General features: G+C 42.0%; 23 protein-coding genes and 7 tRNA genes. 7 read left to right on the top strand and 23 right to left on the bottom strand.

All coding sequences use genetic code 11. The features are described from left to right. Positions 1–9: 9 nt before the first annotated feature. Together gloB and PYW33_RS09210 are read left to right on the top strand one after the other, a co-directional pair. Complete coding sequence (gloB, locus tag PYW33_RS09205; protein WP_004280019.1) at positions 10–744, top strand: hydroxyacylglutathione hydrolase; 735 nt, start codon at positions 10–12, stop codon at positions 742–744. Between the two features lie 502 nt (positions 745–1,246). Next, the gene (locus PYW33_RS09210; protein ID WP_004646626.1) at positions 1,247–1,579 is read left to right on the top strand and encodes a YkvA family protein; all 333 of its coding nucleotides are present in this window, start codon (positions 1,247–1,249) and stop codon (positions 1,577–1,579) included. 308 nt (positions 1,580–1,887) lie between these two features. Here PYW33_RS09210 and PYW33_RS09215 read toward each other — a convergent pair whose 3' ends face one another. Further along, entirely contained in the window at positions 1,888–2,160 is a 273-nt protein-coding gene (locus tag PYW33_RS09215; protein WP_004646625.1) for a hypothetical protein, read from the bottom strand. 433 nt (positions 2,161–2,593) lie between these two features. On the opposite strand from PYW33_RS09215, the gene PYW33_RS09220 reads away from it, so the two are divergent. Then, positions 2,594–2,797 (top strand): hypothetical protein, encoded by a 204-nt coding sequence (locus tag PYW33_RS09220; RefSeq protein ID WP_004280022.1) that lies wholly within the window; start codon positions 2,594–2,596, stop codon positions 2,795–2,797. Positions 2,798–2,949: 152 nt separating this feature from the next. Here PYW33_RS09220 and PYW33_RS09225 read toward each other — a convergent pair. From PYW33_RS09225 to PYW33_RS09265, 9 genes are all read right to left on the bottom strand, one after another. Beyond that, a tRNA-Leu gene (locus tag PYW33_RS09225) sits at positions 2,950–3,034 on the bottom strand. A gap of 39 nt (positions 3,035–3,073) precedes the next feature. Beyond that, positions 3,074–3,147, bottom strand: a tRNA-Trp gene (locus tag PYW33_RS09230). A 35-nt stretch (positions 3,148–3,182) separates the two neighbouring features. Continuing rightward, positions 3,183–3,267: transfer RNA gene (locus PYW33_RS09235), tRNA-Leu, on the bottom strand. A 380-nt stretch (positions 3,268–3,647) separates the two neighbouring features. Further along, positions 3,648–3,733 (bottom strand) — tRNA-Leu (locus PYW33_RS09240). Between the two features lie 367 nt (positions 3,734–4,100). After that, positions 4,101–4,185, bottom strand: a tRNA-Leu gene (locus tag PYW33_RS09245). Between the two features lie 39 nt (positions 4,186–4,224). After that, positions 4,225–4,298: transfer RNA gene (locus PYW33_RS09250), tRNA-Trp, on the bottom strand. A 35-nt stretch (positions 4,299–4,333) separates the two neighbouring features. Further along, positions 4,334–4,418, bottom strand: a tRNA-Leu gene (locus PYW33_RS09255). Between the two features lie 107 nt (positions 4,419–4,525). Next, positions 4,526–5,347, bottom strand: a complete 822-nt coding sequence (locus PYW33_RS09260; RefSeq protein ID WP_004646623.1) for a protein kinase domain-containing protein — start codon at positions 5,345–5,347, stop codon at positions 4,526–4,528. After that, positions 5,334–6,845 (bottom strand): DUF3336 domain-containing protein, encoded by a 1,512-nt coding sequence (locus PYW33_RS09265; protein ID WP_004646622.1) that lies wholly within the window; start codon positions 6,843–6,845, stop codon positions 5,334–5,336. Before PYW33_RS09265 ends, PYW33_RS09260 begins: the two co-directional genes overlap by 14 nt. A gap of 188 nt (positions 6,846–7,033) precedes the next feature. Here PYW33_RS09265 and PYW33_RS09270 point away from each other — a divergent pair, with 188 nt between their 5' ends. Both PYW33_RS09270 and PYW33_RS09275 read left to right on the top strand, forming a co-directional pair. After that, positions 7,034–7,906: an ATP-binding protein gene (locus PYW33_RS09270; protein WP_004646621.1), complete on the top strand. Its 873-nt coding sequence runs from the start codon at positions 7,034–7,036 to the stop codon at positions 7,904–7,906. Continuing rightward, positions 7,896–8,309, top strand: coding sequence for a DUF6176 family protein (locus PYW33_RS09275; protein ID WP_004646620.1), 414 nt, complete (start codon positions 7,896–7,898; stop codon positions 8,307–8,309). Before PYW33_RS09270 ends, PYW33_RS09275 begins: the two co-directional genes overlap by 11 nt. 101 nt (positions 8,310–8,410) lie before the next feature. On the opposite strand, the gene PYW33_RS09280 is transcribed toward PYW33_RS09275, so the two are convergent. The 3 genes from PYW33_RS09280 to tsaD form a co-directional block, all read right to left on the bottom strand. Then, on the bottom strand, positions 8,411–9,457 hold the full coding sequence (locus PYW33_RS09280; RefSeq protein WP_004646619.1) for a hypothetical protein: 1,047 nt from the start codon (positions 9,455–9,457) through the stop codon (positions 8,411–8,413). Positions 9,458–9,945: 488 nt separating this feature from the next. Next, positions 9,946–10,905, bottom strand: a complete 960-nt coding sequence (locus tag PYW33_RS09285; RefSeq protein ID WP_004646617.1) for a sensor domain-containing diguanylate cyclase — start codon at positions 10,903–10,905, stop codon at positions 9,946–9,948. Positions 10,906–11,109: 204 nt separating this feature from the next. Further along, the gene (tsaD, locus tag PYW33_RS09290) at positions 11,110–12,126 is read right to left on the bottom strand and encodes a tRNA (adenosine(37)-N6)-threonylcarbamoyltransferase complex transferase subunit TsaD (protein ID WP_004280030.1); all 1,017 of its coding nucleotides are present in this window, start codon (positions 12,124–12,126) and stop codon (positions 11,110–11,112) included. A 147-nt stretch (positions 12,127–12,273) separates the two neighbouring features. Here tsaD and rpsU point away from each other — a divergent pair, with 147 nt between their 5' ends. Then, positions 12,274–12,489 carry a 30S ribosomal protein S21 gene (rpsU, locus tag PYW33_RS09295; protein ID WP_001136722.1) on the top strand — a complete coding sequence of 72 codons (216 nt, stop codon included), beginning with the start codon at positions 12,274–12,276 and terminating at the stop codon, positions 12,487–12,489. 33 nt (positions 12,490–12,522) lie between these two features. Next, positions 12,523–12,969 carry a GatB/YqeY domain-containing protein gene (locus tag PYW33_RS09300; RefSeq protein ID WP_004280076.1) on the top strand — a complete coding sequence of 149 codons (447 nt, stop codon included), beginning with the start codon at positions 12,523–12,525 and terminating at the stop codon, positions 12,967–12,969. 69 nt (positions 12,970–13,038) lie between these two features. Here the strand turns inward: PYW33_RS09300 and PYW33_RS09305 are convergent, their stop codons facing one another. The 10 genes from PYW33_RS09305 to gspL all read right to left on the bottom strand — a co-directional run bounded on the left by PYW33_RS09305 (position 13,039) and on the right by gspL (position 23,738). Next, on the bottom strand, positions 13,039–13,398 hold the full coding sequence (locus PYW33_RS09305) for a hypothetical protein (protein ID WP_004646616.1): 360 nt from the start codon (positions 13,396–13,398) through the stop codon (positions 13,039–13,041). 107 nt (positions 13,399–13,505) lie between these two features. After that, positions 13,506–14,948, bottom strand: a complete 1,443-nt coding sequence (locus tag PYW33_RS09310) for a M48 family metalloprotease (protein WP_004646615.1) — start codon at positions 14,946–14,948, stop codon at positions 13,506–13,508. A 116-nt stretch (positions 14,949–15,064) separates the two neighbouring features. Next, on the bottom strand, positions 15,065–16,030 hold the full coding sequence (locus PYW33_RS09315; RefSeq protein ID WP_004646614.1) for a 2-hydroxyacid dehydrogenase: 966 nt from the start codon (positions 16,028–16,030) through the stop codon (positions 15,065–15,067). A gap of 22 nt (positions 16,031–16,052) precedes the next feature. Continuing rightward, entirely contained in the window at positions 16,053–16,697 is a 645-nt protein-coding gene (locus tag PYW33_RS09320) for a hypothetical protein (protein WP_004646613.1), read from the bottom strand. A 204-nt stretch (positions 16,698–16,901) separates the two neighbouring features. After that, positions 16,902–18,791, bottom strand: a complete 1,890-nt coding sequence (locus PYW33_RS09325) for a M48 family metalloprotease (protein ID WP_004646611.1) — start codon at positions 18,789–18,791, stop codon at positions 16,902–16,904. 89 nt (positions 18,792–18,880) lie between these two features. Next, positions 18,881–20,416 (bottom strand): amidophosphoribosyltransferase, encoded by a 1,536-nt coding sequence (gene purF, locus PYW33_RS09330; RefSeq protein WP_004646610.1) that lies wholly within the window; start codon positions 20,414–20,416, stop codon positions 18,881–18,883. A 24-nt stretch (positions 20,417–20,440) separates the two neighbouring features. After that, positions 20,441–21,022 (bottom strand): CvpA family protein, encoded by a 582-nt coding sequence (locus PYW33_RS09335; protein ID WP_004646609.1) that lies wholly within the window; start codon positions 21,020–21,022, stop codon positions 20,441–20,443. A 5-nt stretch (positions 21,023–21,027) separates the two neighbouring features. Beyond that, entirely contained in the window at positions 21,028–22,029 is a 1,002-nt protein-coding gene (locus PYW33_RS09340) for a quinone-dependent dihydroorotate dehydrogenase (protein ID WP_004646608.1), read from the bottom strand. Positions 22,030–22,119: 90 nt separating this feature from the next. Beyond that, positions 22,120–22,599, bottom strand: coding sequence for a type II secretion system protein GspM (gspM, locus tag PYW33_RS09345; RefSeq protein WP_004280088.1), 480 nt, complete (start codon positions 22,597–22,599; stop codon positions 22,120–22,122). Further along, positions 22,599–23,738 carry a type II secretion system protein GspL gene (gene gspL, locus PYW33_RS09350; RefSeq protein WP_004646607.1) on the bottom strand — a complete coding sequence of 380 codons (1,140 nt, stop codon included), beginning with the start codon at positions 23,736–23,738 and terminating at the stop codon, positions 22,599–22,601. The genes gspM and gspL overlap by 1 nt, the downstream gene beginning before the upstream one ends. Positions 23,739–23,751: the final 13 nt, after the last annotated feature.

Genomic DNA, 23,751 nt, shown 5'->3' on the forward strand with positions numbered 1-23,751 from the left:
TGATGTGCTATGACACCCTTTAAAATTCACTGTATTGATGTCCAGAATTCACTGCAAAATTATATCTGGTTGCTTGAACATACCGCGTCGCATCAGGTGGCTGTGATTGATCCAACCGAAGCAGAATTGGTACAAGACTATTGTGCCGAACACGGTTTAACTGTAAGTCAAATCTGGCTGACTCACTGGCATAAAGATCATATTGGCGGTGTGCCGGAACTGATCCAAGGACAAAATCTGCCTGTGTATGGCCCACGGGCAGAACTAAGCAAAATTCCGTTTATCACCCATCCTCTTGAGCATGAAGAACAGTTTAATTTTCATGGAATAGATATCCAGGTGATTGCTGTACCCGGGCATACACTCGGCCATATTGTTTATTTTATTGATGCGATTGATGTACTGTTCTGCGGCGATACCTTATTTGCCATGGGTTGTGGCCGGGTTTTTGAAGGCACCTATTCACAGATGTATCATTCACTGTCCCGTCTGGCTGCCTTGCCACCGCGCACCCAAGTCTATTGCACCCATGAATACACATTATCGAATGCACAGTTTGCCAAACACGTTGAACCGGACAATTCGGCAATTCTGGAACGCTTCGAACATATTGAGCGTTTGCGTATACTAGGCCAGTGCACGCTGCCAAGTAGTATTGAAGATGAATTGCAAACCAATCCTTTTCTGCGCGCAGAAAGCGTGGAAGAATTCCAGCGTTTAAGAACCCTGAAAGATCAGTTTTAAACCGGATTCAAAGCTGAAGATCAATGCTTCAGCCGACTTACTTATTTGTCATTTGCGATGCATAGAATGTTATTGAAAGGCACGTACAAATTTTGCACAAATTGGAATAAGTTGAATCTCCATCTAAAAAATGTCTTTCTGTGCCATTTTTGCTTTCTTATAATTAATCAAGTCCTCTATTTTTTTAGAAACCAATTTCAGTTCCAACACATGAAATAATGACTTATAAATAACAGGATGATATTGATTTAAATTAGAGAAATTCGTGGAACATTGCTTAAATAATCAACATGGAACCTAATAAATTATTTAAAAAGCCCAATTTACTTGAATTGGGCTTTTAAAAAACTATAAAGGTATGATTTATATATAATAAAAAAAAGAATTTCGGATAACGTGTATTATGTTAATTCTAGAAAATCGTAATAGGATAATAAAAATCTATATTGTTTTAAGAAAACTCTCTTATGATTAAATCTCTATAGTTCTTTTAATATTTGCTATGTATCAAAGAATCAAAAAATGGGCTAAATCAATTAAAAAAGATATCTTGGTTGTTTGGCTTATTGCAAAAGACAAGCGAACGCCCAATTCTATAAAGTTTTTAGCTTTAATTATTGCTGCCTATGCCTTCTCACCAATTGATTTAATTCCAGATTTTATTCCCGTACTTGGGTATTTAGACGATATTATTGTTGTACCTTTAGGTATTTTATTAGTTATCAAGCTTACCCCACAAAACATTATAGATGATTGTAGAATTCTTGCAGAAACCTTAGTTGAAAGGCCTATAAACCGTTGGGCAGCAGGAATTATTATCCTGATATGGCTGTAGTATTAGGATATTTAACCATTTACTTCATGAACGATTCACTGTCTATACTGTCTATTTTTGACAAGTGAGATTTAGATACCCTCTCTCATTTGCACCCATTTAATATAATGGGCATTATTCGAAATTAAACTTTAAACCAAAATAGAAATGAAATATCTGCTTTCAGAGCATGACATTAGTTCTGTCGTTCAACTTTAAAAGTGACATTGGCCATGTCGATCCCGAATGATGATATGTAGGATAGCATTAACTAGTTTCTTGGATTCTATTTACTAAAACTGACAACGTATCTGTCGCATGAAGCAATGTTAAAGAATCTGGTTACTTTGTGCATAAGTATCCAGTTCACCTTGAGTAACGACACGCACCGCCTGCATTTCATCAATACGTACCAGTAGCAAGCCACCTAAAGCAGGCTGATAACGACGGACACTGCCAAAAGGCGTATAGGTCACTTTCGACTGAACACTAAAGCTCAACCAGTCTTCATGTCCCCACATCACAGCAACCGGCTCAAGTCCCTGCTGTTGCATCAATTTAATTTTCTGATTCACATAGTGTTCAATGGTCAGTTCAGTCATGGTACGAGTATTCAGTTTTAGAATTACATTTCAGACAGTATAAAGCATGCAAATGAGGTTAAAGATCAGAAAACCAGCAGCCGGTATTCTTTTAATAAATAAGTCGATTGGATTTTAATTTTCTCATTGTAGATCTGAAATTTTCTATTTCATACGGTTGATAAAATTAGAAAATAACCTGGTTCACTAATAAGCTATTGAATTAGAAAATTAATTATCCAAATTTATAGCTTATAAAAACTTAATATTTAGTTACAACCTATTCAATATGATAAAAATCATTTACTTAACGTTTAAATTGATTTTTTCTTAATCAACCGATGTTCACTATATACACAAATTCATTTAAATTAATTTAAATAAAGGCATTTGCCCTTTAAAAGATAATTTTTCACCCTTATTTAAGATTTAACAATGATGAAGGAGTGATCTCGTGAAAAAAGTGGTTAAAGCGAAAAATTTGATTGCATTTCGACTATGGTTAGAAAAATTGGGATATTCGGTACGCACCCTGGCCGATGATCGTGGTTTCAGTTTCAGCTTCAAGAAAGAATATGGCCTGGTGACCTGTGATCTGGCAGGTAATGCCCTGGCACTACAACTAGGCGAGGAATTTGAAGATCATTTAAAAGCCTGATTGCTTCTATTTAAGAGCAGAAAAATAAATTAATCTTTCCACTGATTCAACAGCGCTATTCTCCAGTTATTCAGCCCATTTCGATGGGCTTTTCTTTGTTTAGTAAATTTGAGGCAATAAAAAAGCAAGGCATTTGCCTTGCTTTAATATGATGGTGGGGACGGAGAGACTCGAACTCTCACACCTCGCGGCGCTGGAACCTAAATCCAGTGCGTCTACCAATTTCGCCACGTCCCCATCAGGGTACCAACTTAGCATTGGATTTCTTTCAAACTTTGGCAGAGGATCAAGGATTCGAACCTTGACGAACGGTTTTGGAGACCGTCATGCTACCATTACACCAATCCTCTACTTCCACCCAATATCCAGTTACTCAAATATTGATTGGTGGGGACGGAGAGACTCGAACTCTCACACCTCGCGGCGCTGGAACCTAAATCCAGTGCGTCTACCAATTTCGCCACGTCCCCAATGGCTGTGTATATTATAGAGATAGACCGACATTGACAAGCGATTTTACAAGCAATCACAATCTATTCCACTATAAAATAAACAGTTAGTTCTATTTTTTAATTTTTTATAAAATTTCTGCCGAAAATTTGATTCATTTTAGGATATGACTGCCCATTCGTTATTTTTAATCATTTCGATTCAATTCCAGCATTTTAAATTAAAACTCAAATGAATTTCTAATCTTGATCAACATAGGCATTCAGAATACTGAAACTATTATTGATAAATAATGTCTGAACCAGTGCTTGAAATCAGAATACAATACCGCATAAATAACAACAGCTTTACCAAATTTCAGGCAATAAAAAAGCAAGGCACTCGCCTTGCTTTAATATGATGGTGGGGATAGAGAGACTCGAACTCTCACGCCTAGAAGGCGCTGCGACCTGAACACAGTGCGTCTACCAATTCCGCCATATCCCCATGGCTGTGTATATTATAGCGATCAGACCTGATTCACAAGTAGTTCTGCAAAAAGCTAAATACTTTTATATCAAAAATTAAGCAGTTAATTCATTATTGAGCAAATAATGCTCTATTTAGACCAACATATAAAATTGATGAATACAATGGAACTGATCCATATAACATTTAAATTATTCAATATGCAGATTGCATGCAATACCATGAAATTTGCTAAAGTTCTGCCCTTGCATGATCATTCGCTGGAGAATTTAAATCCAGAACGCATTGATGTTCATCAACCATGACAGCAAAAATCTGGTACTAAAAAACCGCCCTTAAATTTCAGGCAATAAAAAAGCAAGGCACTCGCCTTGCTTTAATATGATGGTGGGGACGGAGAGACTCGAACTCTCACACCTCGCGGCGCTGGAACCTAAATCCAGTGCGTCTACCAATTTCGCCACGTCCCCATCAGGGTACCAACTTAGCGTTGGATTTCTTTCAAACTTTGGCAGAGGATCAAGGATTCGAACCTTGACGAACGGTTTTGGAGACCGTCATGCTACCATTACACCAATCCTCTACTTCCACCCAATATCCAGTTACCCAAATATCGATTGGTGGGGACGGAGAGACTCGAACTCTCACACCTCGCGGCGCTGGAACCTAAATCCAGTGCGTCTACCAATTTCGCCACGTCCCCAATGGCTGTGTATATTATAGAGATCATTTCCAGCTGACAAGCCGTTTATCATAAAAAAACACTCGTTTGATTAAATAAGAAACAATCCTAGTTTTATTGTATTTTTCTCATTCAATTTCAGTCATTAAGTAGTCTTTAACCGCTTGAAAATCGGCCAATCTATGCTGCTTCTGCTTACTTAACATTTCTTCTAATAAGCCTTGAAAAGCCTGTAAGTGCTGCGGTAACTCAACTTTCAGACGCTGACAATGCAAAAAGGCCCAATCCAGATAATCTGTCGCCTGTAAACGCTGACCACTCAACCACTCATAAAAAATAACACCCAAAGCATAAACTTCACTTTGTAAGCTTTTAGCTTGGCCTTGAAACAGTTCAGGTGCCATATAACGCGGTGTCGCATTCAGTTCATGCAGGTCATTCTGATGGAGTATTTGGACATGCTCAAAATCAAGCAGGCAGACCCTGCCCTGATTATTTACAAAATGTTCTTGCTTTAAATCGGCATGCAAATAACCCAATTCTTGCAGGCAGATTAAAGGCTCCACAGCTTGCAGCAAATGTTGCCGAATTTGCGTGATGGATTGCTGATGCGGCATGATCTGAAAATGCGCCGGCGCATCGACCAGAATTAAGGCCTGCTCAAATTGTTCATGATTGATCTTGAAAAGCTGTTGAATAATTTGATGTGGAAGGAAAAAATTTAGATCACCTGAGCTGGCATGAGCCTGATAAAAATCCAGCTCATGTTGCCAGCCTAGTTCAGCATGTGGAGATGATATTAAACTATCAGATCTATGCGATATCTGGGTTTTTAGCCAGAGCGCATTTCCCTTGGCATAATAAAGACGCCGACCAAAACCCAGACTACGGGCTTTGGTTCGTAGTTCAAAATCAGAAATATCGAGATGATCTAAATTAAGTCGTGGCAATGTATTCAGGTATTGGATTAAGTGTATGCTGATAATTTAGCAGCTCCAGACAATGCTGAATAGTTTTCCCGACCCGTTCCTGAGTCTCAATGAGGGAAATTTTCGGCCATGTGGCACGCTCGCCTTCACGCTGTAAAATTTTAAACAGATACGGCCGTGGATTCTGCAACATATAGCTATAGTGGCGCAGGCTATATTTACCGACAATATTCACATCACCATAATAACGCTGGTCAACTACACCATAGCCATGATCCAGCAGACGGCGTACAGGAGGTAAGCTTCCGGCATGCTCTCTGGCAAAATCCATCATGCCTTTGGTAATCACCGCGCCCTGACGGCGAACAATCCGTTGCGGCCAGCTCAAGGTACCTTTACGGAAACGTGAAATATCATCCTGCATGAATGGCACGATATGCGGGTTGGTCTGACTGGCAATGGTATAATTAATATTATACAGGCGTGCCATTTTCTCCTGCGGAAAATCACTGCGCACGCTGCCATCCACCCAGCGGGTTGAACCCATATAAGGCGTATATTGACCATCATAGCGCTTACTGGTCAAACGAACCGGTGGAAACAGAACCGGCACCGCACAAGACGCCAGTACCGCACTCCAGACCAGCAAATCCGGAGAAGTATAGGCATTTAAAATGCGTGCATCCTGTCCAGCATCATAAGGTGCAACCGCAATATTGATATGCAGACTTGAGGTTTTGAGTGCTTCTTCGAAGGTCAGATCACCCAGATTTTCGACCAGAAATTTTTTTAGATATTTTACATCCGCCAGACCACCATTACCTTTCATCAATTCACTCATGGTGCGGAAATGAAAAGCCTCATGAAAGAAATTATGGCCTTTCAAAATATCAATATATTGCGAAGGTTTGGATACACCTAACATGGCGGTCATGATGGCACCCGCACTTGAACCGGACATTACCTTCGGCAACAAGTCCTGCTCCATTAAGGCTTTGCATACACCAGTATGAAACAGACCCAGCGTCGAACCACCGGAAAACATCAGGGCTGGCTGGCCATAGGCGCGCTGACAATGCTGAAAATATTCGATTTTTTCTTCCATACTGAGACAGGTACAGTCTATTGAAGCAATATAGGCTAAGCCTTGGCTGACTTCTTCGACATAATCTTCAATAATTCTTTTAGTGCCCACATAGGCTTCGGTAAACAGTAGAGGATGGGCAATGTTGGCAATATCGTAGCTCAGGCCTTCGCGCAAAATATACATCAGGTCACGGGTGCGCTTTTGTTGTCGATAGCGTCGTAATTTACCCAGACGATGTGCGATCACTTCTGCATCAAAGTAGGGTGAACTGTTATCAAATTTCCATTCCTGTGCACCTGATTCTTCATCTATTTTCAGGGCAATATATTTCCATTCCTCATAGGACTCAGCCTGTTGCAGCTGCTGCTTGAGCTTTTTAATACGATAGGCCTGATGTGGATTAATATCCTGAGTAAAATCTTTAAACAGCATCTGCCTTTTCCCTATATTTATTCTTGATACAGCTCGTACCCAGAGCCAGAAAATGTGTACAAATTTTCTATCCTCTACAATAACGAAAATTCTCTACTTTAAGCAAATTATCATACTTTTCTGGCTTTGACTGTGAATTTTGCAATGGTACTATCTTAGCCATAATTTTAAATCTGTAATGTTAAATCATGGCGAAAATTGAGTTACCTGACCATATTTTAAATGCCCTTTCGACTGTTCTGCAGCAACTTCAGCAAAGTCTGCCCGAACTAAAACAAATTCCTGATTTGTCTGCTCATGCCTATAAGTGGCAACAGGGTGAACTCAAACCTATTCATCAGCTTAGACAGATGGAACTGGCCGATTTAAAAGGGATTGAGCGACAAAAAGAAAAAGTCATCCAGAACACGTTGCAGTTTTTAAACGGCTTACCTGCCAATGATGTCTTACTGACCGGTTCACGCGGTACGGGTAAATCCTCCATTGTTCGTGCCCTACTCACCGAGTATGCAGATCAAGGGTTACGATTAATTGAAATCGAACGGGATGATTTATCCGATCTGCCTCAAATTCAGCAACTCATTGCAGAGCGTCCAGAGAAGTTCATTGTCTACTGTGATGATCTGGCCTTTAATGCCGAAGATGAAAATTATCGCAGTTTAAAGAGTGTTCTGGATGGTTCTTTACAGTCCGGTTCCAGCAATTTTGTGATTTATGCGACCAGTAACCGTCGTCATTTATTACCCGAATTCATGCATGAAAATACGCCCGTTACCCGAGTTGATGTGCCGCAATATACTGAATTACATCCTCAGGAAGCGATTGAAGAAAAAATTTCACTGTCTGACCGCTTTGGTTTATGGCTGTCTTTCTATCCAATGGATCAGAACCTGTATTTGGAAATTGTCGAACATTACCTCAAAAAGGCAGGCATGGAACTCACGCCAGAAACCCGTGCTGAAGCCCTACGCTGGTGTCAGGCACGCGGTCAACGTTCAGGACGTGCTGCCTATCAGTTTTCCAAGCACTGGATTGGTTCAACCCAACTAAATGCCTCTTAACAACTTAAAAGCGACCGGTTCAGGTCGCTTTTTTCATATAAATCATTTATATAATGATGATACTCAAAAGAAAATTAAAATTATGGATGTCGGCGCAGTTCTCATTCAACTTAAGCCCTTACACATGCAGCAAGTTCATGACTGGCAGCGTACTTTGAAAGCACGTCAAGACGAAGTAATTGAAACGCTTAAGGCTGAACAGGTTCATGTCGAGTCTTGGTTTTATCTGCAACTTCATGGTCAGGACTATTTGATTGCATATATGCGCGCCGACAATATTCAAAAAGCGCAAAATATTGCAAAACTCAGTACTTTCCCAATTGACCAAGTGCATAAACAGTTTAAAACTTCATGGCAAGCGGTTTATCCCGCCGAATTGTTATTGGATGCTACAGTTACCTGATTTATTAGCACGGCTATTCAAAATAGTTTTGTAATAAAGACTTCTCCCCAATCAATAATAAAAAAAGCCCTGGAAATACAGGGCTTTTTTGACATCTCGAATTATTGTTTATCACCGATAATGGTAGACCATAGCAGGTCATCAATTTCACTGCCATTGAAATAAACAGTAGCCTTCAATGATTCAGGCTGGTTCTGTTTGACTTCAATCACCTGATCATCGCTGTCCTTAATTCTAAGCACGCCCTCTTTTGGCAAATGCTTATAGTTATTTAATACGGTTTCATCCATTTTAAATGGTGTCGTGGTATTAAAATCAAAACTGTAACGATAATCTGCCAGATCAGGCTGACCGATAATCGTACCACGACTGGTTAAGGTACGAATCCCATTACTGCCACTGCCATAATCATCAACCAAGCTGTAATTATAATTACGCACCTGCAGATATTCTTTGCTCTTTGTATCAAATGCGATTCCAGAAGTACCTGCCTGACCGGTCTCGGCGATACGCTGGAATTCCAACTGATCGATTTGATAAGATTCGGATTGCCCCATGTTATTTTTGGTTTTACGATGCACAATTGTGCCAGAAATCAGGTAGTCGTCCTTGAGATTAAAATCTACATTTGAACCATAACGGACATTGCTAAAGCTTAAAGTCGTCGTGTCACCATTCACCGTCTGAGTAATGTTTGAGCCTTTACGGTAAATTTTATCCAGAATAATACAGTTATCTTTATCTATTTTTAATTTCAGGGTTTTGACCGAACCAGTGGTATTGACTTCCGAACAGATCAGATTTGGATATTTAATACTATTGATGCCCAAATTATAAATTTTGATAATACGTGCAGTACGCCCATAAGGATAATCTGCGAATACTTCTCCAATCATGTGACCTAGAGCAACATTATAGTCGGTATCATTACTGGTATTTCCGGAAATTTTATCGCGAATTTTCTTTACAATATCCTGATCTTCAAACGGGACAAACTCCTCTGAAAGCTCAGGGGAAATACTTTCCGTAGGAACATTTGGAGGTGTAGTGACAGTAGGACTGTCTGAGCTACTTCCCCCACCACCGCCACAGGCACTCATTAAACCCGAAACAAGAGCAAGTCCAAAGATAGAAATCTGCTTTTTCATAAAATTTATTCCCTAAAATTTCTTTGCATTTTTATTTGGTGATCACTAAAGATTGGCCTTCTCGAAACTGAACAGCTCAAATGCTATTTCTGCCGGTGATATTTTTTCTTGGCAGCCAGCTTTATCCTTCGATATCGCTTTATCTTTAAACAAAGAAATTTTTGGTTCTGTAATTTTAATGTATATTTCAAACAACAATTATCATAAGAAATGAAGTGCTTATGTGAATCTTGTTCCTTACCAGTGTCACTTTTCAATACAATTAAAGCGCATTTAATTAAATCAATTTACTTTGCAACAAAGCTTATAAAATTTGTAATTGTTAAGTTAAAGATGGATTGAATTTTCTTTTTATGGAGAATCATGTTCAACTTTTATACAGAGCCATGAAAGAGAATATTGAAAGATAGGATGACTTTAGAGCATATAAAATGATCATTTTCATGATATGAAATACTTAATTATTTACAGAAGATTTAAAGCGTCGATTATTTTAGATTGGTCACGGATTCACTGAATTTTTTCCGACGCTTATATTCAAACATGTTCTGATCCGCTTGTGCGAGCGCTGCAAATAAACCATGACCAGGATGACGCATCGCCATACCAATCGCTGCGCCAATGTTTGCTGCTGCAAAGGCATTAATTAAACGATCCACTAAACTTTCAGTACCCGTTTCATCATTTTCCACGCTAAGAATCACAAACTCATCACCACCCAAACGAGCAACAATATCATTGATCCGTACATTATCTCGTAATATTTGCGCTGCATTTTGAATCAGTTTGTCACCTTCATCATGACCTAAATTATCATTCACTTTTTTTAGGTCATTCAGGTCAATAAATAATACAGCGGCGGGATGACCATATTGCTTGCAACGCTCTTCTTCTGCTCGCAGCAGTTTTTCCCAAGCGCGACGATTATATAGCCCGGTCAATTCATCTTTACTGGCTTCTTCCTGCAATAATTCATGCTGTCTCATCTGCTCACTCTGACGTAATTCTGCCTGCAAGATCGAACTGAGTAATTGTCCCAACAACTCGACCAGTTGTATATCTTGCACAATAGCTTCTGATTTGGTTTCTGGATCAATCGCACAGAGCGTTCCAAACAAACTGCCATCTTCTTTAAGGAGTGGCTGACCAATATAAGATTTTATACAGACCTGCTGATTAATCGGCGCTGTGGCGTATAAAGGAATTTCTTCAGAGCGGGGGGCAATTCTCGGGGCCTTACCTGCGACCATATGAGAACAAAAAGAATCAGCCCACTGAAACACTTGACCGGGTCGTATATCATAACCATGATCTTCACTTTGCAGCACAATCCAGTCTTGGCCTTCTACCCGGGTGATCATCCATAAATTAAAGCCAAAATGCTGATGCAGAAACTTTAATACTGCCTCTCCAGCATCCTGAAAACTTTTGAAATTTATATTTTCCATTCGAGATTGCCTCTGCTGCAAACCTGTAAAAATATGCATGATATCAACTTAAGCTATTAAACTATTTTTCCAGTTTCAATAGAATATAAGAGTTCTAAATACAGCTATAAAACTATATATTTACAACATACCGTTGCTATAAGTTTTCATTTAAAAATTCACAATAAAAAAGAGGCCTAAGCCTCTTTTCTTCAAGCCTGAAATCTATGCCTCAGTCGGATTAGTCAGTTCCGTCATTGGCCAACGTGGAGTTGTCGTCACAGCCAAGCCATCATGCTGTCCTGCTTTGAGACGCTGATAGCCCGCAAAAGCAATCATGGCACCATTGTCTGTACAGAGTGCAGGTTCAGCATAATAAACAGATGCACGAATCTTGGCTAAATCTGCTTCTAAACGCTCACGTAAACGCTTGTTGGCACTAACACCGCCCGCAATCACCAGACGTTTAAGCCCAGTTTGCTTCAGTGCTTTTACCGACTTTTTCACCAAAGTATCAACAATGGCTTCCTGAAAACTGGCAGCGATATCGGCATCACGATTTTCATCACCAAGTTTTTTCATCTGTACAGAAACAGCTGTTTTTAAACCACTGAATGAAAATTCTAGGCCTTGATGCAGCATTGGACGCGGGAATGCAAAGGCATTCGGGTCACCCTGCTCCGCCAGTTTGGAGATATTTGGACCACCTGGATACGGCAGACCCATCATCTTCGCGACTTTATCAAATGCTTCGCCTGCCGCATCATCAATGGATTCACCCAAGAGTTCATACTGGCCAATGCCATAAGCAGCCATGAGCTGAGAATGTCCACCCGATACCAATAATGCAACAAATGGAAACTCAGGCGGAGTTTCTGACAATAAAGGTGCCAGCATATGACCTTCCATATGATGCACACCAATTGCGGGTTTATTCAGCGCAAAGGCCAAAGTACGACCAAACAATGCACCGGTCATGAGTGCGCCCATCAGACCCGGGCCACGGGTATATGCGACTGCATCAATTTCTGATTTTTTCACGCCGCTCTGTTCAAGCAGCTCATTGATGAGTGGAATCAGTTTACGCACATGATCACGTGACGCCAGCTCTGGAACTACACCGCCATATTCTGCATGCAGTTTAATCTGGCTATAAAGCACCTGTCCGCGCAAACCCAACTCGCTGTCATACAGCGCAAGTCCTGTTTCATCACACGACGTTTCCAAGCCTAAAACGATCATTAAACTGCCTATAACCTGTATCAATTCTATTGCAGCAACTATTATAGACTTGTGGTATGAGATGTAAATGAGTAAAATACTGACCTTCACTTGTGATTGAGGGCAATTCAGCCCGAGATCTTACCCTAACTGATATGAGGATTCTTCATGCCACAAGTTAAATTGAAAGAAGGCGAACCAGTAGACGTAGCTATCCGTCGTTTCAAACGTTCATGCGAAAAAGCGGGTGTTCTTGCTGACGTACGTAAGCGTGAATTCTACGAGAAACCAACTCAAGAACGTAAGCGCAAAAAAGCTGCTGCTGTTAAACGCTACCAAAAGAAATTGGCGCGTGAATCAGTACGTACAACTCGCCTTTACTAAGATTAATTTGTGATTGATTGCCTGGAATAAATAATGACGACTTTAAAAGACCAAATCACGGATGTTTTGAAAGCAACAATGCGTGCCAAAGAAATGTCCAAGCTGACGGTCATTCGTAGTCTACAGGCAGCAATTAAGCAAATCGAAGTCGATGAGCGCAAAGAACTTGACGACGCTCAGGTTCTTGCGGTCATTGAAAAACAAATTAAACAACGTAAAGAATCGGTTAAAGCCTTTGCAGGCGCTGGCCGAGATGATTTAGCTAGTAAGGAACAAGCCGAAATTGAGATTTTGTCTCAGTTTCTACCAGAAGCTATGACTGAGGAAGAACTTGATTCCATGATTGCGCAAGCTATTGCAGCGCAACAAGCTACTAGCATGAAAGATATGGGTAAGGTGATGAATTCTCTGCGTCCGCTCATAGCCGGGCGCGCCGATCCTGCACAAGTTTCCGCCAAAATCAAAGCGCAACTTGCTTAATCCCTACTTTCTAGCATTTCCTCTTTAACGTTGAACTGCCTTTAATCAAAGACAGTTCCTGACGTATTCTTATTGCAAATTACAATCGACCTGATAACGCTTAAGTAATTGCATCTCTTTCGACGATTTCACTTCTACAATTACATCCTGTTTACTCATATTTTGAAACTGACGATCCAGATAAGGACGATTCTGGTCAGCGGCCTGATATAAACGATCAACATAACGTCCTACAATTCCACAAAATTTTGCATTCTGCTCAGGACTAAATCCCTGTTGCTGCGGATTTAAACCACTTAAAAACTGACGCGATTCCTTTTTATAATCCGCATTAATTCGTTCTATTGCTTCTACATATTCAACTGCACTCGCAGCAAAAACCCCATAACTCCATCCCAGTAGACACACGCCCAATAGTATTTTTTTCATATTATGCTTCAGTTTGATTCACGCTGATCTTTCAAAAATATTGTAGCCTGATTGAATATATTCTTGCTATATCATCCTGATACAAAAACTTAAAACCCAGTGCAACCTTAAATCTTGTATTGATGTGCCTGCTGCATCTGTTTCAGACGCTGGCGAATGGTGGACGATAAAGATTGATTATTCTTTACGCTACGCTGGGCATGTAATAATGATTTGATGGCAGTTTCTTCATATCCTGACCAATATTCTACTTCTGCACGATAGCGCAGCACATTAGCAGCCTTAATCGGCGAATCTGGCTCTGCATTGGCAGCCAGTTGCATTAGTCGCCAGCCACTGACATCCCGTGAATTGGCATTTAGAAATCGCTGCACTAAAACTTTTGCTTTATCGGGTTGCTTGGCGCGAATCAGCACTTCTGCATATTTATAATTGAGCGCTCGATTTTCCGGCATGATCCGCGCTGCTGACGCTACACTTTCCAAAGCTGCATCAAGCTGGTTCTGAGCTAAATAAATATCAGTCTGGAATAAAACCTGTAAAGGATGCATCTGGTTATGCTTTTTTGCTCGATCTAAAGTGGCCTGCGCGGCCTGGAAATCACTTTGCTGTATTCGATAGGCAGTTAAGGCAAGCTGGCCTGCAAAATTATTTTGCTGGTCCATCAGGATAAGCTGCTCTGCATTGGTCTGACCAGACAATACCCTGCTATACCACTTGATAATGTCAAAGTCTTGGTCATTGAGACTGCGTTTCACCGCAGGAAGCTGGTTGGCACGTAAACGTGCTTCACTCATACGCTCGGTGGTGAGTGGATGAGTGAACCAGAAATCCGGCAGAAAGCTTAAGCGGCTGGTCGAGCGATGCATGACCTCAAAGAAATCTGCCATACTATGCGGGTTATAGCCGGAACGATACATATATTGCATACCAATCCGGTCTGCCTCACGTTCCTGATTACGACTATAAGTGAGCTGTTTATCCAGAAGTGCTGCCTGTGAACCCATCATGACCGCTGTGCCGACATCACCATCTGCCTGAGAAGCGACCAAAGCACCGACGAGAATTCCAGCTAGCGCCAGTAAACCTTGCCCTTTAAAGGCATCCTGAGAGCGACTGTAATGACGTTGTGTGACATGTGCAATTTCATGTGCCATCACTCCTGCCACTTCATCCATGTTTCGGGCTGAATTAATCAGACCAGCATTAAGTGCAAAAAGACCACCTGGTACAGCAAAGGCATTAATTTGCGGGTCATTAATAACCAGCAAACCGATCGGCTGTTGCAATTGAGTCTGACTCAGGATATGAGAAAATACTGAAAGCAGCTGATCTTCAAGCCATGGATTTTGCAGGACCGGCATTTGTTTATGCACTTCACGATAGACTTTTTCACCGATCATTTTTTCTTTTTGTTGATCGAGTAAGCCGACGCCTGTACCAATATCAGGCACAGAAAATTGTACATTTACTTGATTAAAATCATGGTTAGAGCCGTGCCCTGCTACCATATACAGACTTAAGCCACACGCCAGCGCCAATCGTTTCAATGAAAAATCTCTAATCCTGCCGATCTAATTTATCTTGAATATAGCATTGAACAATGAGCAGAGACGCAAGAAAATGTTATTTTTTAATACCATTTAAACGACGAATCAGATGCATTTTAAAATTCCGGATTGACCACATAACGGGGCACTCGTCCTTCCAAGGCATCAACAAGATTCTGATAAGCCAGTTCTGCCATTTTTTTACGGGTGGCTGCAGTGGCCGAACCCACATGTGGCAATGTAACCACATTATCCAACTGGAATAATTCCGATTCTTTTAACGGCTCTTTCTGATATACATCCAGACCGGCAGCAAAAATCTGCTTGGTTTTTAAAGCTTCAATTAATGCCTGCTCATCAATGACCGAACCACGTGAAATATTGACCAATACCGCATGAGGTTGCATTTTCGCCAATTCTGCTGCTGCAATCAGCGCCTTGGAATCCGCATTCAAATCTACTGCAACAACCACAAAGTCAGAACGCTGTAACAGTTCATCAAGCTGGCAATATTGCGCATTCACCCCTTGAGCGAGTTCTGGTTTTTCCCGGCGATTATGATACAGAATATTCATATTAAAACCGTAAAAACCACGACGTGCGATTGCCGCCCCAATATGACCGAGACCAATAATTCCGAGGGTTTTTCCAAAAATATCCATACCAAATTGTGCTTCGCCCACGGTACGCTGCCATTGTCCCTGCTTGGTCCATTGATCCAGGTAAGCCACTTTGCGTGCTGCTGACATCAGTAAAGTGAAAGCCAGGTCAGCAGTGGTTTCAGTCAGTACATGCGGCGTATGACTGAGATAAATTTTCTTTTCATTTAAATAATCCAGTTCATAGTTGTCATAACCGACACTGACACTGGAGATAATTTTTAACCGGGTGGCACTGGCCAGATTATCGCGATTCAACAAGCGCCCTGCGCCAATCATGCCATCAGCATCCTGAACCTGCTGCAAAAGCTGTTGATTCACATCGCCTAGCTTCGGTTGTATATAACTAACCTGATAATTTTGTTCCAGCTTGTTTTGAATATCAGTATCAATTTGACTAAATACAACCACTTTTTGTTTCATCTATTTTTATTCCACAGCAAGATTATTCCAGACTGGCAGTCCTATTTTGCATAAACTGCCATAAACGTTTTTTTAGAATCGGCTGATCCAGCATTTCTTGTAAAGATGCCAACTGGATCATTTTCGTATTTGATATATGCGCTACAGGCCCGAGGAAAATAATATTTTTCTCTGCACTCATTCCATCCAGAAAACCCTGAATATAGGATTCTACACCACGTCCATCCTGAACATTGGCCCAGGGAAATGGCCAGTTCAGCTCATGAAACTCACCTGGGACTGCACGCTGGATATTGCCCCATAAATTCTGGGTGTCTTCGGTCATTGCAGTTGCATCAATCACGATACTGCAATGTGCCAGACTTAAAGCCTGCAAACTGAATGGCGGGATTTGTACGATTTCACGCTCTTCCTGAACAGTTGCAATGTGAGTCGGTGCCGCAGCTGGTGTATCAACCTTAAGCGTAACAATTGGCTCTGGCTCAGGAATCGGTAGATCAGCCAACGCCTCTACGGAAGCAGGCTGTGGTAAGACGATATCGGTGTGAAATTCAGGTGCAGCCTGATCACGCCAGATCGAAACCTGGTGCGGCTGACATGCGCTGTCCCTAGGAATCCAGAGATCGATTCCTAATGTTGCCAGTATGTCACGCTGATGCCCAATCATCTTTTCATCATCACCAATTTCAGGCTGAACATTTTAGCCGGATTGCCTGTGCTTTGCCGAACTTTTTCAGCTTTTCTTTTTTATCCTGATGGATTCTAGTACAAAGTTTAGCTGTCTGCTAAAAACCGTGCTTTTAATACACCATCAAACCATTTCTGCTGTTATAACAGATTCCGGCTAAAGCTGCGCGTTGTCATTTATTTTCTACAGAATGGTTAAACTGTTCTTCTTTAACATTTGCTGAACGACCTGTTCTGCCTCAAAACCCAAGCGCCAATACAACAGCTCCATCACGTCCAACTCATCCTGTGTCACGATACGATCACTCCACAAACAGGCTTCTGCAATACCTAAAATACTGAGACGATCACGTAATAACAGCCCCGCAATATCATTCAGAATTTCTGCAAGATCAATCGGCTCATCAGAAATTTCATTGTATAAGTCCAGTTCCTGAGCGGTCAGAATCCGGTTTAAAATCCGCTCCCGCACCTCAAGCTGGTTGCCGCTATTAATCTGCTGTACATGCAGCAAGGCGTCAATCAAACGCACAATCTGTGGCTTGACTTCTTCGAGTGCTGTAGGAGTATGTGCAGGAAGCAGATTTAACTCATATTTCACACATTCCAGTAATAACGCATCCAGCAGGCCAATTTCGCCATCTTCCTGAATAATCCGTGCCAGCTTCATCAAAAACTGCCGTGCGACAGTTGTCGGCATGCCGCCGATATTCTTGCAGGCTTGCTGGAAAATCGAAATATGCACACGCCCATCGAGATTGAGCAATGAATCTACAATTGCACGACTAACTTCAGCCTCAGTCGGAATAAATTCACGATATTGACGAATCATTAAAATGGCGACCATCACTTCACGAGAGCCGGTTGCCGTTTGTAATGCACGCTCAATCAGTTCCGGACGTGGCATCTTGAGCCGAAGTTCCGGATTCAGCGGCTTGATCGCATCTTTAATCGCAAAACTGATCGGAGACAGCCGTAATAATGGCAAAGGCTGTGGCGAACTCCAGCTCATTGCAGTTTCAGGCACCACTTCTTCCAAAGAACGGAACAAACTAAACAAAGGCTGATTTTTGAGTTTTTTCAGATTCTCAAGCTGTAAGTCCTGAATCAAGGCAGGATTTAATTCATAAATCCGCTGATTGATATTGGGATGAATATTCAGCCAGTTTTGCGGGCTCAAAGAATTGGCAAAGCACATATGTGAAATGGATTCAGCATATTCACTATAAATCTGGGATCCGGAATGATGCACATGGATTCTGAGTAAAGTCTGGATATTGGCATCATTTTGAATCAGGCGACGAGTTTTCTGATCATTTTTATAGGTTCGACCACCCAACGAAATATATTTAATAAAACGGGAAATCAAAACGCCCAAACTACCAATCAGCCAGATCACCGCACCAACTGCCACATAGAAGGTTTCGAACTTGTTTTCACGCGGACTACCCGCTCGATAAAAACCAGACTTGGCAATCTTACTGCCACACTGACTAAACGTAGTTAAACTGCTATACAGAATTTTCAAACGGGTATTTTCCGCAGCCTCACCAGAGAGGATTTTATTGAATTCATGGCTGAGTAAGCCATACAGCTCGACTTTATCGAGTGTTTGTATCGCACCCCAAGTCAGAATAATCGCGGTATCCCGCGGACTAAATCCCGCCGTCAGTGCATTAACACCAACTTCATCGGGCAGCACATACACCGCCGGAACTTCAATCAGAAAAGTCTCTGCCAGTTGCTGGTTAATGTGCAGTGCAGCACTTTCTTCTGGAATACTGTCCATCGGACTCAACCGACGCGCACCCAACTGCTTCGCCAGTGAATAACCACCATTCCGAAAAATATAAAACTCGTAGATGACCGAGATCATCATGGCACATAACAACAAAGCAATCAGGTAAGGACTCAGCGCATGCCAGAAGATTGACTGGCTAGGATCAGTATAAAAAACAAAGAGACCAACAACGGTATTAATAATAAAAATAGTCAACAGAATTGCAATCAGGCAAAAACTTACAGGCAGTACTATATTTTTGTTTTTTATAAAATCGTATCCTACGTTTCGCAATGCAGAATCCTAAAATGATGATTTTCAATGGGCTCATCATAAAACAAAAAAGCGGGAAATTCCCGCTTTTTCATGATGATTTTAACTACTTAGACTTCGCGTACGCCAGTCAAATCCACTGAAGCTGCATCAATATTGACATCAATATAATTGCTTTCTTTCATGGCACTGTCACTACGTTTTTGCTGAAGATCATCCAGATATTGCGCATCAATACCGCCCGAAACATAGATGCCATCAAAGACTGAACAATCAAAGTCTTTGACATCCGGTACTTTGGTGGTTCTTACCGCATCTTTCAAATCTTCCAGATCCTGGAAAATCAGACGGTCAGCACCAATAATTTCACGGATTTCTTCTACGCTACGTCCCGATGCAATCAGCTCAGATTTCGCCGGCATATCAATACCGTAAACGTTTGGATATTTCACCATCGGTGCTGCAGACGCAAAGAATACTTTTTTCGCGCCAGAATCACGAGCCATCTGGATAATTTCATTACAGGTCGTACCACGGACAATCGAGTCATCCACCAACAGTACGTTTTTACCTTTAAACTCAAGCTCAACCGGGTTGAGTTTCTGACGTACCGATTTTTTACGCAGCTGCTGTCCCGGCATAATAAAGGTACGGCCGATATAGCGGTTTTTCATGAAACCTTCACGGAATTTCACACCCAGCATATTGGCAAGTTCTAGCGCTGAAGTACGTGAAGTATCCGGAATCGGAATCACCACATCAATATCATGCTCTTCACCCCACTCACGCAGAATTTTTTGCGCCAGTTTCTCACCCATTTTTAAACGTGCTTTATACACCGAGATTCCATCAATAATGGCATCTGGACGGGCAAAATAAACGTATTCAAAAATACAAGGACGATATTCGGCATTTACGGCACATTGCTTGGTAAAGAAATTACCTTCTAAATCAATAAATACCGCTTCACCTGGCAGAATATCACGCTCAACTTTAAAGCCCAGCGCAGTAATCGCAACAGATTCAGAAGCAATAATATATTCCATACCCTGTTCAGTTTCACGTGAACCGTAGATCAATGGACGAATACCATTTGGATCACGGAAGCCCACCAGACCCTGACCGGTAATCATCGCCACCACGCCATAAGCACCTTTGCAACGCTCATGCACACGTGTTACCGCATGGAAAATATCTTCCGACGTTGGCACCAGTTTGCCATGTTTTTGCAGTTCATGCGCAAACACGTTTAACAGGACTTCTGAATCAGAATCAGTGTTCATATGACGCAAGTCAGTTTTGAACAGGTCATCATGAATTTCTTCAGCATTGGTCAGGTTACCATTATGTGCCAAGGTAATCCCGTACGGCGAGTTCACATAAAACGGCTGTGCTTCAGCACTGCTCGATGAACCGGCTGTTGGATAACGCACATGACCAATACCGTAATTTCCTTTCAAAGCACGCATATGACGGGTATGGAATACATCACGCACCATACCATTGTCTTTGCGCAGGAATAAACGTCCTTCATCACATGTCACGATCCCAGCTGCATCTTGTCCACGATGTTGTAACATCGTTAATGCATCAAACAACATTTGGTTAACGGGTGATTTACCAGCTATACCAACTACTCCACACATAGCAACCTCGCAGACAAGCTAGGATTAATAAAAAGGATTATTTGTAGACTCATCTGCAACTCCAGACTTGGACGATGTTTCAGATGATGAAGCTGAAGGTTTCGATGCCCCTTCAGGCTTGATATGTTGTAGTGCGCCATTCGCGGCTTCTTTCGACATTTGAGTCGCCCAAGGCGCATAAGGCAATAAGGCTTGAATAAACTTGGACTGTTTCCAGTGCGGCGAGCTTTCTACCCACGGACCAATCCCCTGCATGGTAATCAGAACAATCAGCAAACCTTTCAGGCTACCAAAGACACCACCAGCCAGACGGTTGAGAGGACCCAGTTTAAGACTCTTTAAAATACGGTTCAACAGTGCAGTAACGATCCAGGTCAGAACTACAATCAGCAGGACGATAAAGGCGAAGGCCGCAATCTTTTGTACAACTGGATCTGTACTCAGAGCAACCATAGACGGCGCAAGTAGCGTTGAATATTTTGCCGCAACAATCAGGGCAAAGATCCATCCCACTAAGTTCGCAAAGGCTTTAATAAATCCTTGACGCAAACCGTTGAGCCCTCCAATGAGCAAGATAATCAGTAGAAAGATATCAATGACATTCATAGGATTTAAAGTGCGTCTACACAATCTTTTACAAGTTTAGGTCCAGTATAGATGAGGCCACTATAAACCTGTACAAGGCTGGCGCCTGCCTGTTTCTTGGCAACAGCATCTGCACCTGAAAGAATACCACCCACACCAATCAATGGAATTTGTCCTTTTAATACCGCAGCAAATGCAGCCAGACATGCGGTACTTTTCTCAAATACTGGCGCGCCAGACAAACCGCCCGCTTCCTCTGCATGCTCCAGACCCTCTACCCCTTCACGTGACAGTGTGGTATTGGTCACGATCAGACCATCGATCTTGAATTGCAATAACTGTTTGGCAATAAAGGCAATATCGCTGTTATCCAGATCAGGCGCCACTTTCAGTACCAAAGGTACATAATGCTGGTATTCCTGAGCCAATTCAAGCTGACGCTTCTTCAATGTTTCCAGCAGTTCGGTGAGTGCATCACCACTTTGCAGGCTGCGCAGGTTTTTGGTATTGGGAGAAGAAATATTGACGGTAATATAAGAAGCATAATTATAGACTTTTTCTAAACAGATGAGGTAATCATCTACTGCTTTTTCTACCGGAGTATCAGCGTTTTTACCGATATTAATACCGAGAATGCCTTTAAATTTGGCAGCTTTGACATTTTCAACCAGCTGATCCACGCCATCATTATTAAAGCCCATACGGTTAATAATGGCTTTGGCCTGTGGTAAACGGAATAAACGCGGATGAGGATTGCCGGCTTGCGGTCGCGGGGTAATGGTACCAATTTCAATAAAACCAAAACCTTGACCGGCAAGGGCGTCAATATAGGCACCATTTTTGTCCAAACCTGCCGCAAGACCTACCGGATTGGGAAATTCGATTCCCATACAGGTCACAGGTTTCGCAGCAACGTTTTGACGCATCAAGCCCATTTTATGGGATGATTTCAATAGTGATAATGTCAGCTCATGTGCACGCTCTGGTGCTAAAGAAAACAACAAAGGGCGGGCTAGAGAATACAACATATCCAGAAAAGTCTACTGCTTTTTAAGTCGGCATATTATAGGCATAGGCTGACTTAAAAACCATGCTTTGCAAATCTTTATTTTTACCGTTTATTGTATGGTCGCCGTTAATTTAATCTGTCCCGCCTCATTATTTAGTTCCATTTTCTCGATACTTAGCCCCATTTGTGCCAGCTGAGTCAGGAAATTTGCCAGTACTGCATAATTTTCATGCATGACCGCCAATTGAATTTTTCCTTCCATTTGCTGGGAAGCCACCGACAATCCTTGCTGCTGTGCGACTCGCTGTACTTTCTCCGCTGCATCCAGTTGGGTGTCCCCAGCCGGTTTCATGGTTACTGCATTACTTTGCATCCAAACAATGGTATCTTTCAGCTGATTTAAGCGTTTTTGCTGGGTATCTGCCGCCTGATGCATATACCAGAGTGCAGAACCGACTGCCGCCACAATCACAAAAACAGTGGTAAAAATCACCATTACCCGTTCACGTACCGACAAGCTGTCCAGATAATCACTCAGTTTTTCAAAAGACTGATCCATACGATTTTGTAGCGCTTCAATGCCTTTCATTATTGAATCCTCACCAGTCCGATCGCAGCTGTTCCGCTGGCCTGAATATTCCCCAGCTCCACCTTAAAGCCTTGCTGGCTTAATTGTGTGGTCAGTGCATTTAACGTTTCTGATGAATTGGCTTTAAGCTCCATACTTAACACAGAAGCATCATAATTCACCCGTTGTGCCACAATCTGATTTTGCATCAAGACTGGCCCCACCCGACTAATCAGCTGCAATGCATGCGTATCTGCAATCTGGCTTTGACGCAACTGCCCTTCAAACTGACTTTTGATATTCTGCTCAGTGACCGGATAATTTTGTCCAAACCAGTATTTAAACTGGTCGATGGCTTGCGCGGCGGTCTGATTCGCCACTTTCTTATATTGATACCAGCGCACAGCATCATAACTAAACTGCAATACTAAAATACCCAGAAAAACCGCCGCGCAGGCTTTCCAGTAGCCGGAAATAGCGCCATTGGATTTTGCTTTAGGCAAGACATTAAACGGATGCTGTTTCGGTTTTTTTAGTACAGGAATTCCATATTGGAAAGACTCCAGTTGCTCCTGAGTGACCAGTGCTTCAAGACTACGCAACTGCTCCTGATTCAGATTGCTCACCTTATAGCTGAGATCCTTGGGCTGATAATCCAGATAAAGGCTTAGATCATCCAGCGACTGGCCGATATATTCCGACTCGCGCACCAGCAAACGTCCACCGATTTGCGCAATCACACGCTGATTGGCATCAGGAACAGGCAGCACCAAAAAGTCCGGTAACAAAGCTGCCAGCTTGACTGGGATCAGGCTTAAAGCATGTTGCAAGGTCTCAAGCGTAGAATTCGCAACCCCCATAATGCTGATCTGATCCGGCTGCTGAAAATGATGTAGCACTTTCATAGCATCTACCGGCAGCACCACGTATTCTTCAAGCAAATATTTAATGCCATCATTGCCCATTTTCTTATATTGGCTCTTGGGCAAGGTCTGCTGCAAAATTTGCACATGACGGCTCGGAAAAAACACCACCGCCTCTTCGCCATGATGAGCCTGTATATCCTGAATCAGCTGCTCAAGTGTGGCTGCAGTGTTCCAGAATTCCCCAGTTGACCATTGCCAAACCCCATTGGCTTCAGGCATCCATAAATACAACATCGATTGTGTTCTG

Origin of the sequence: Acinetobacter lwoffii (assembly GCF_029024105.1) — a bacterium.
GTDB classification, from domain to species: domain Bacteria; phylum Pseudomonadota; class Gammaproteobacteria; order Pseudomonadales; family Moraxellaceae; genus Acinetobacter; species Acinetobacter lwoffii.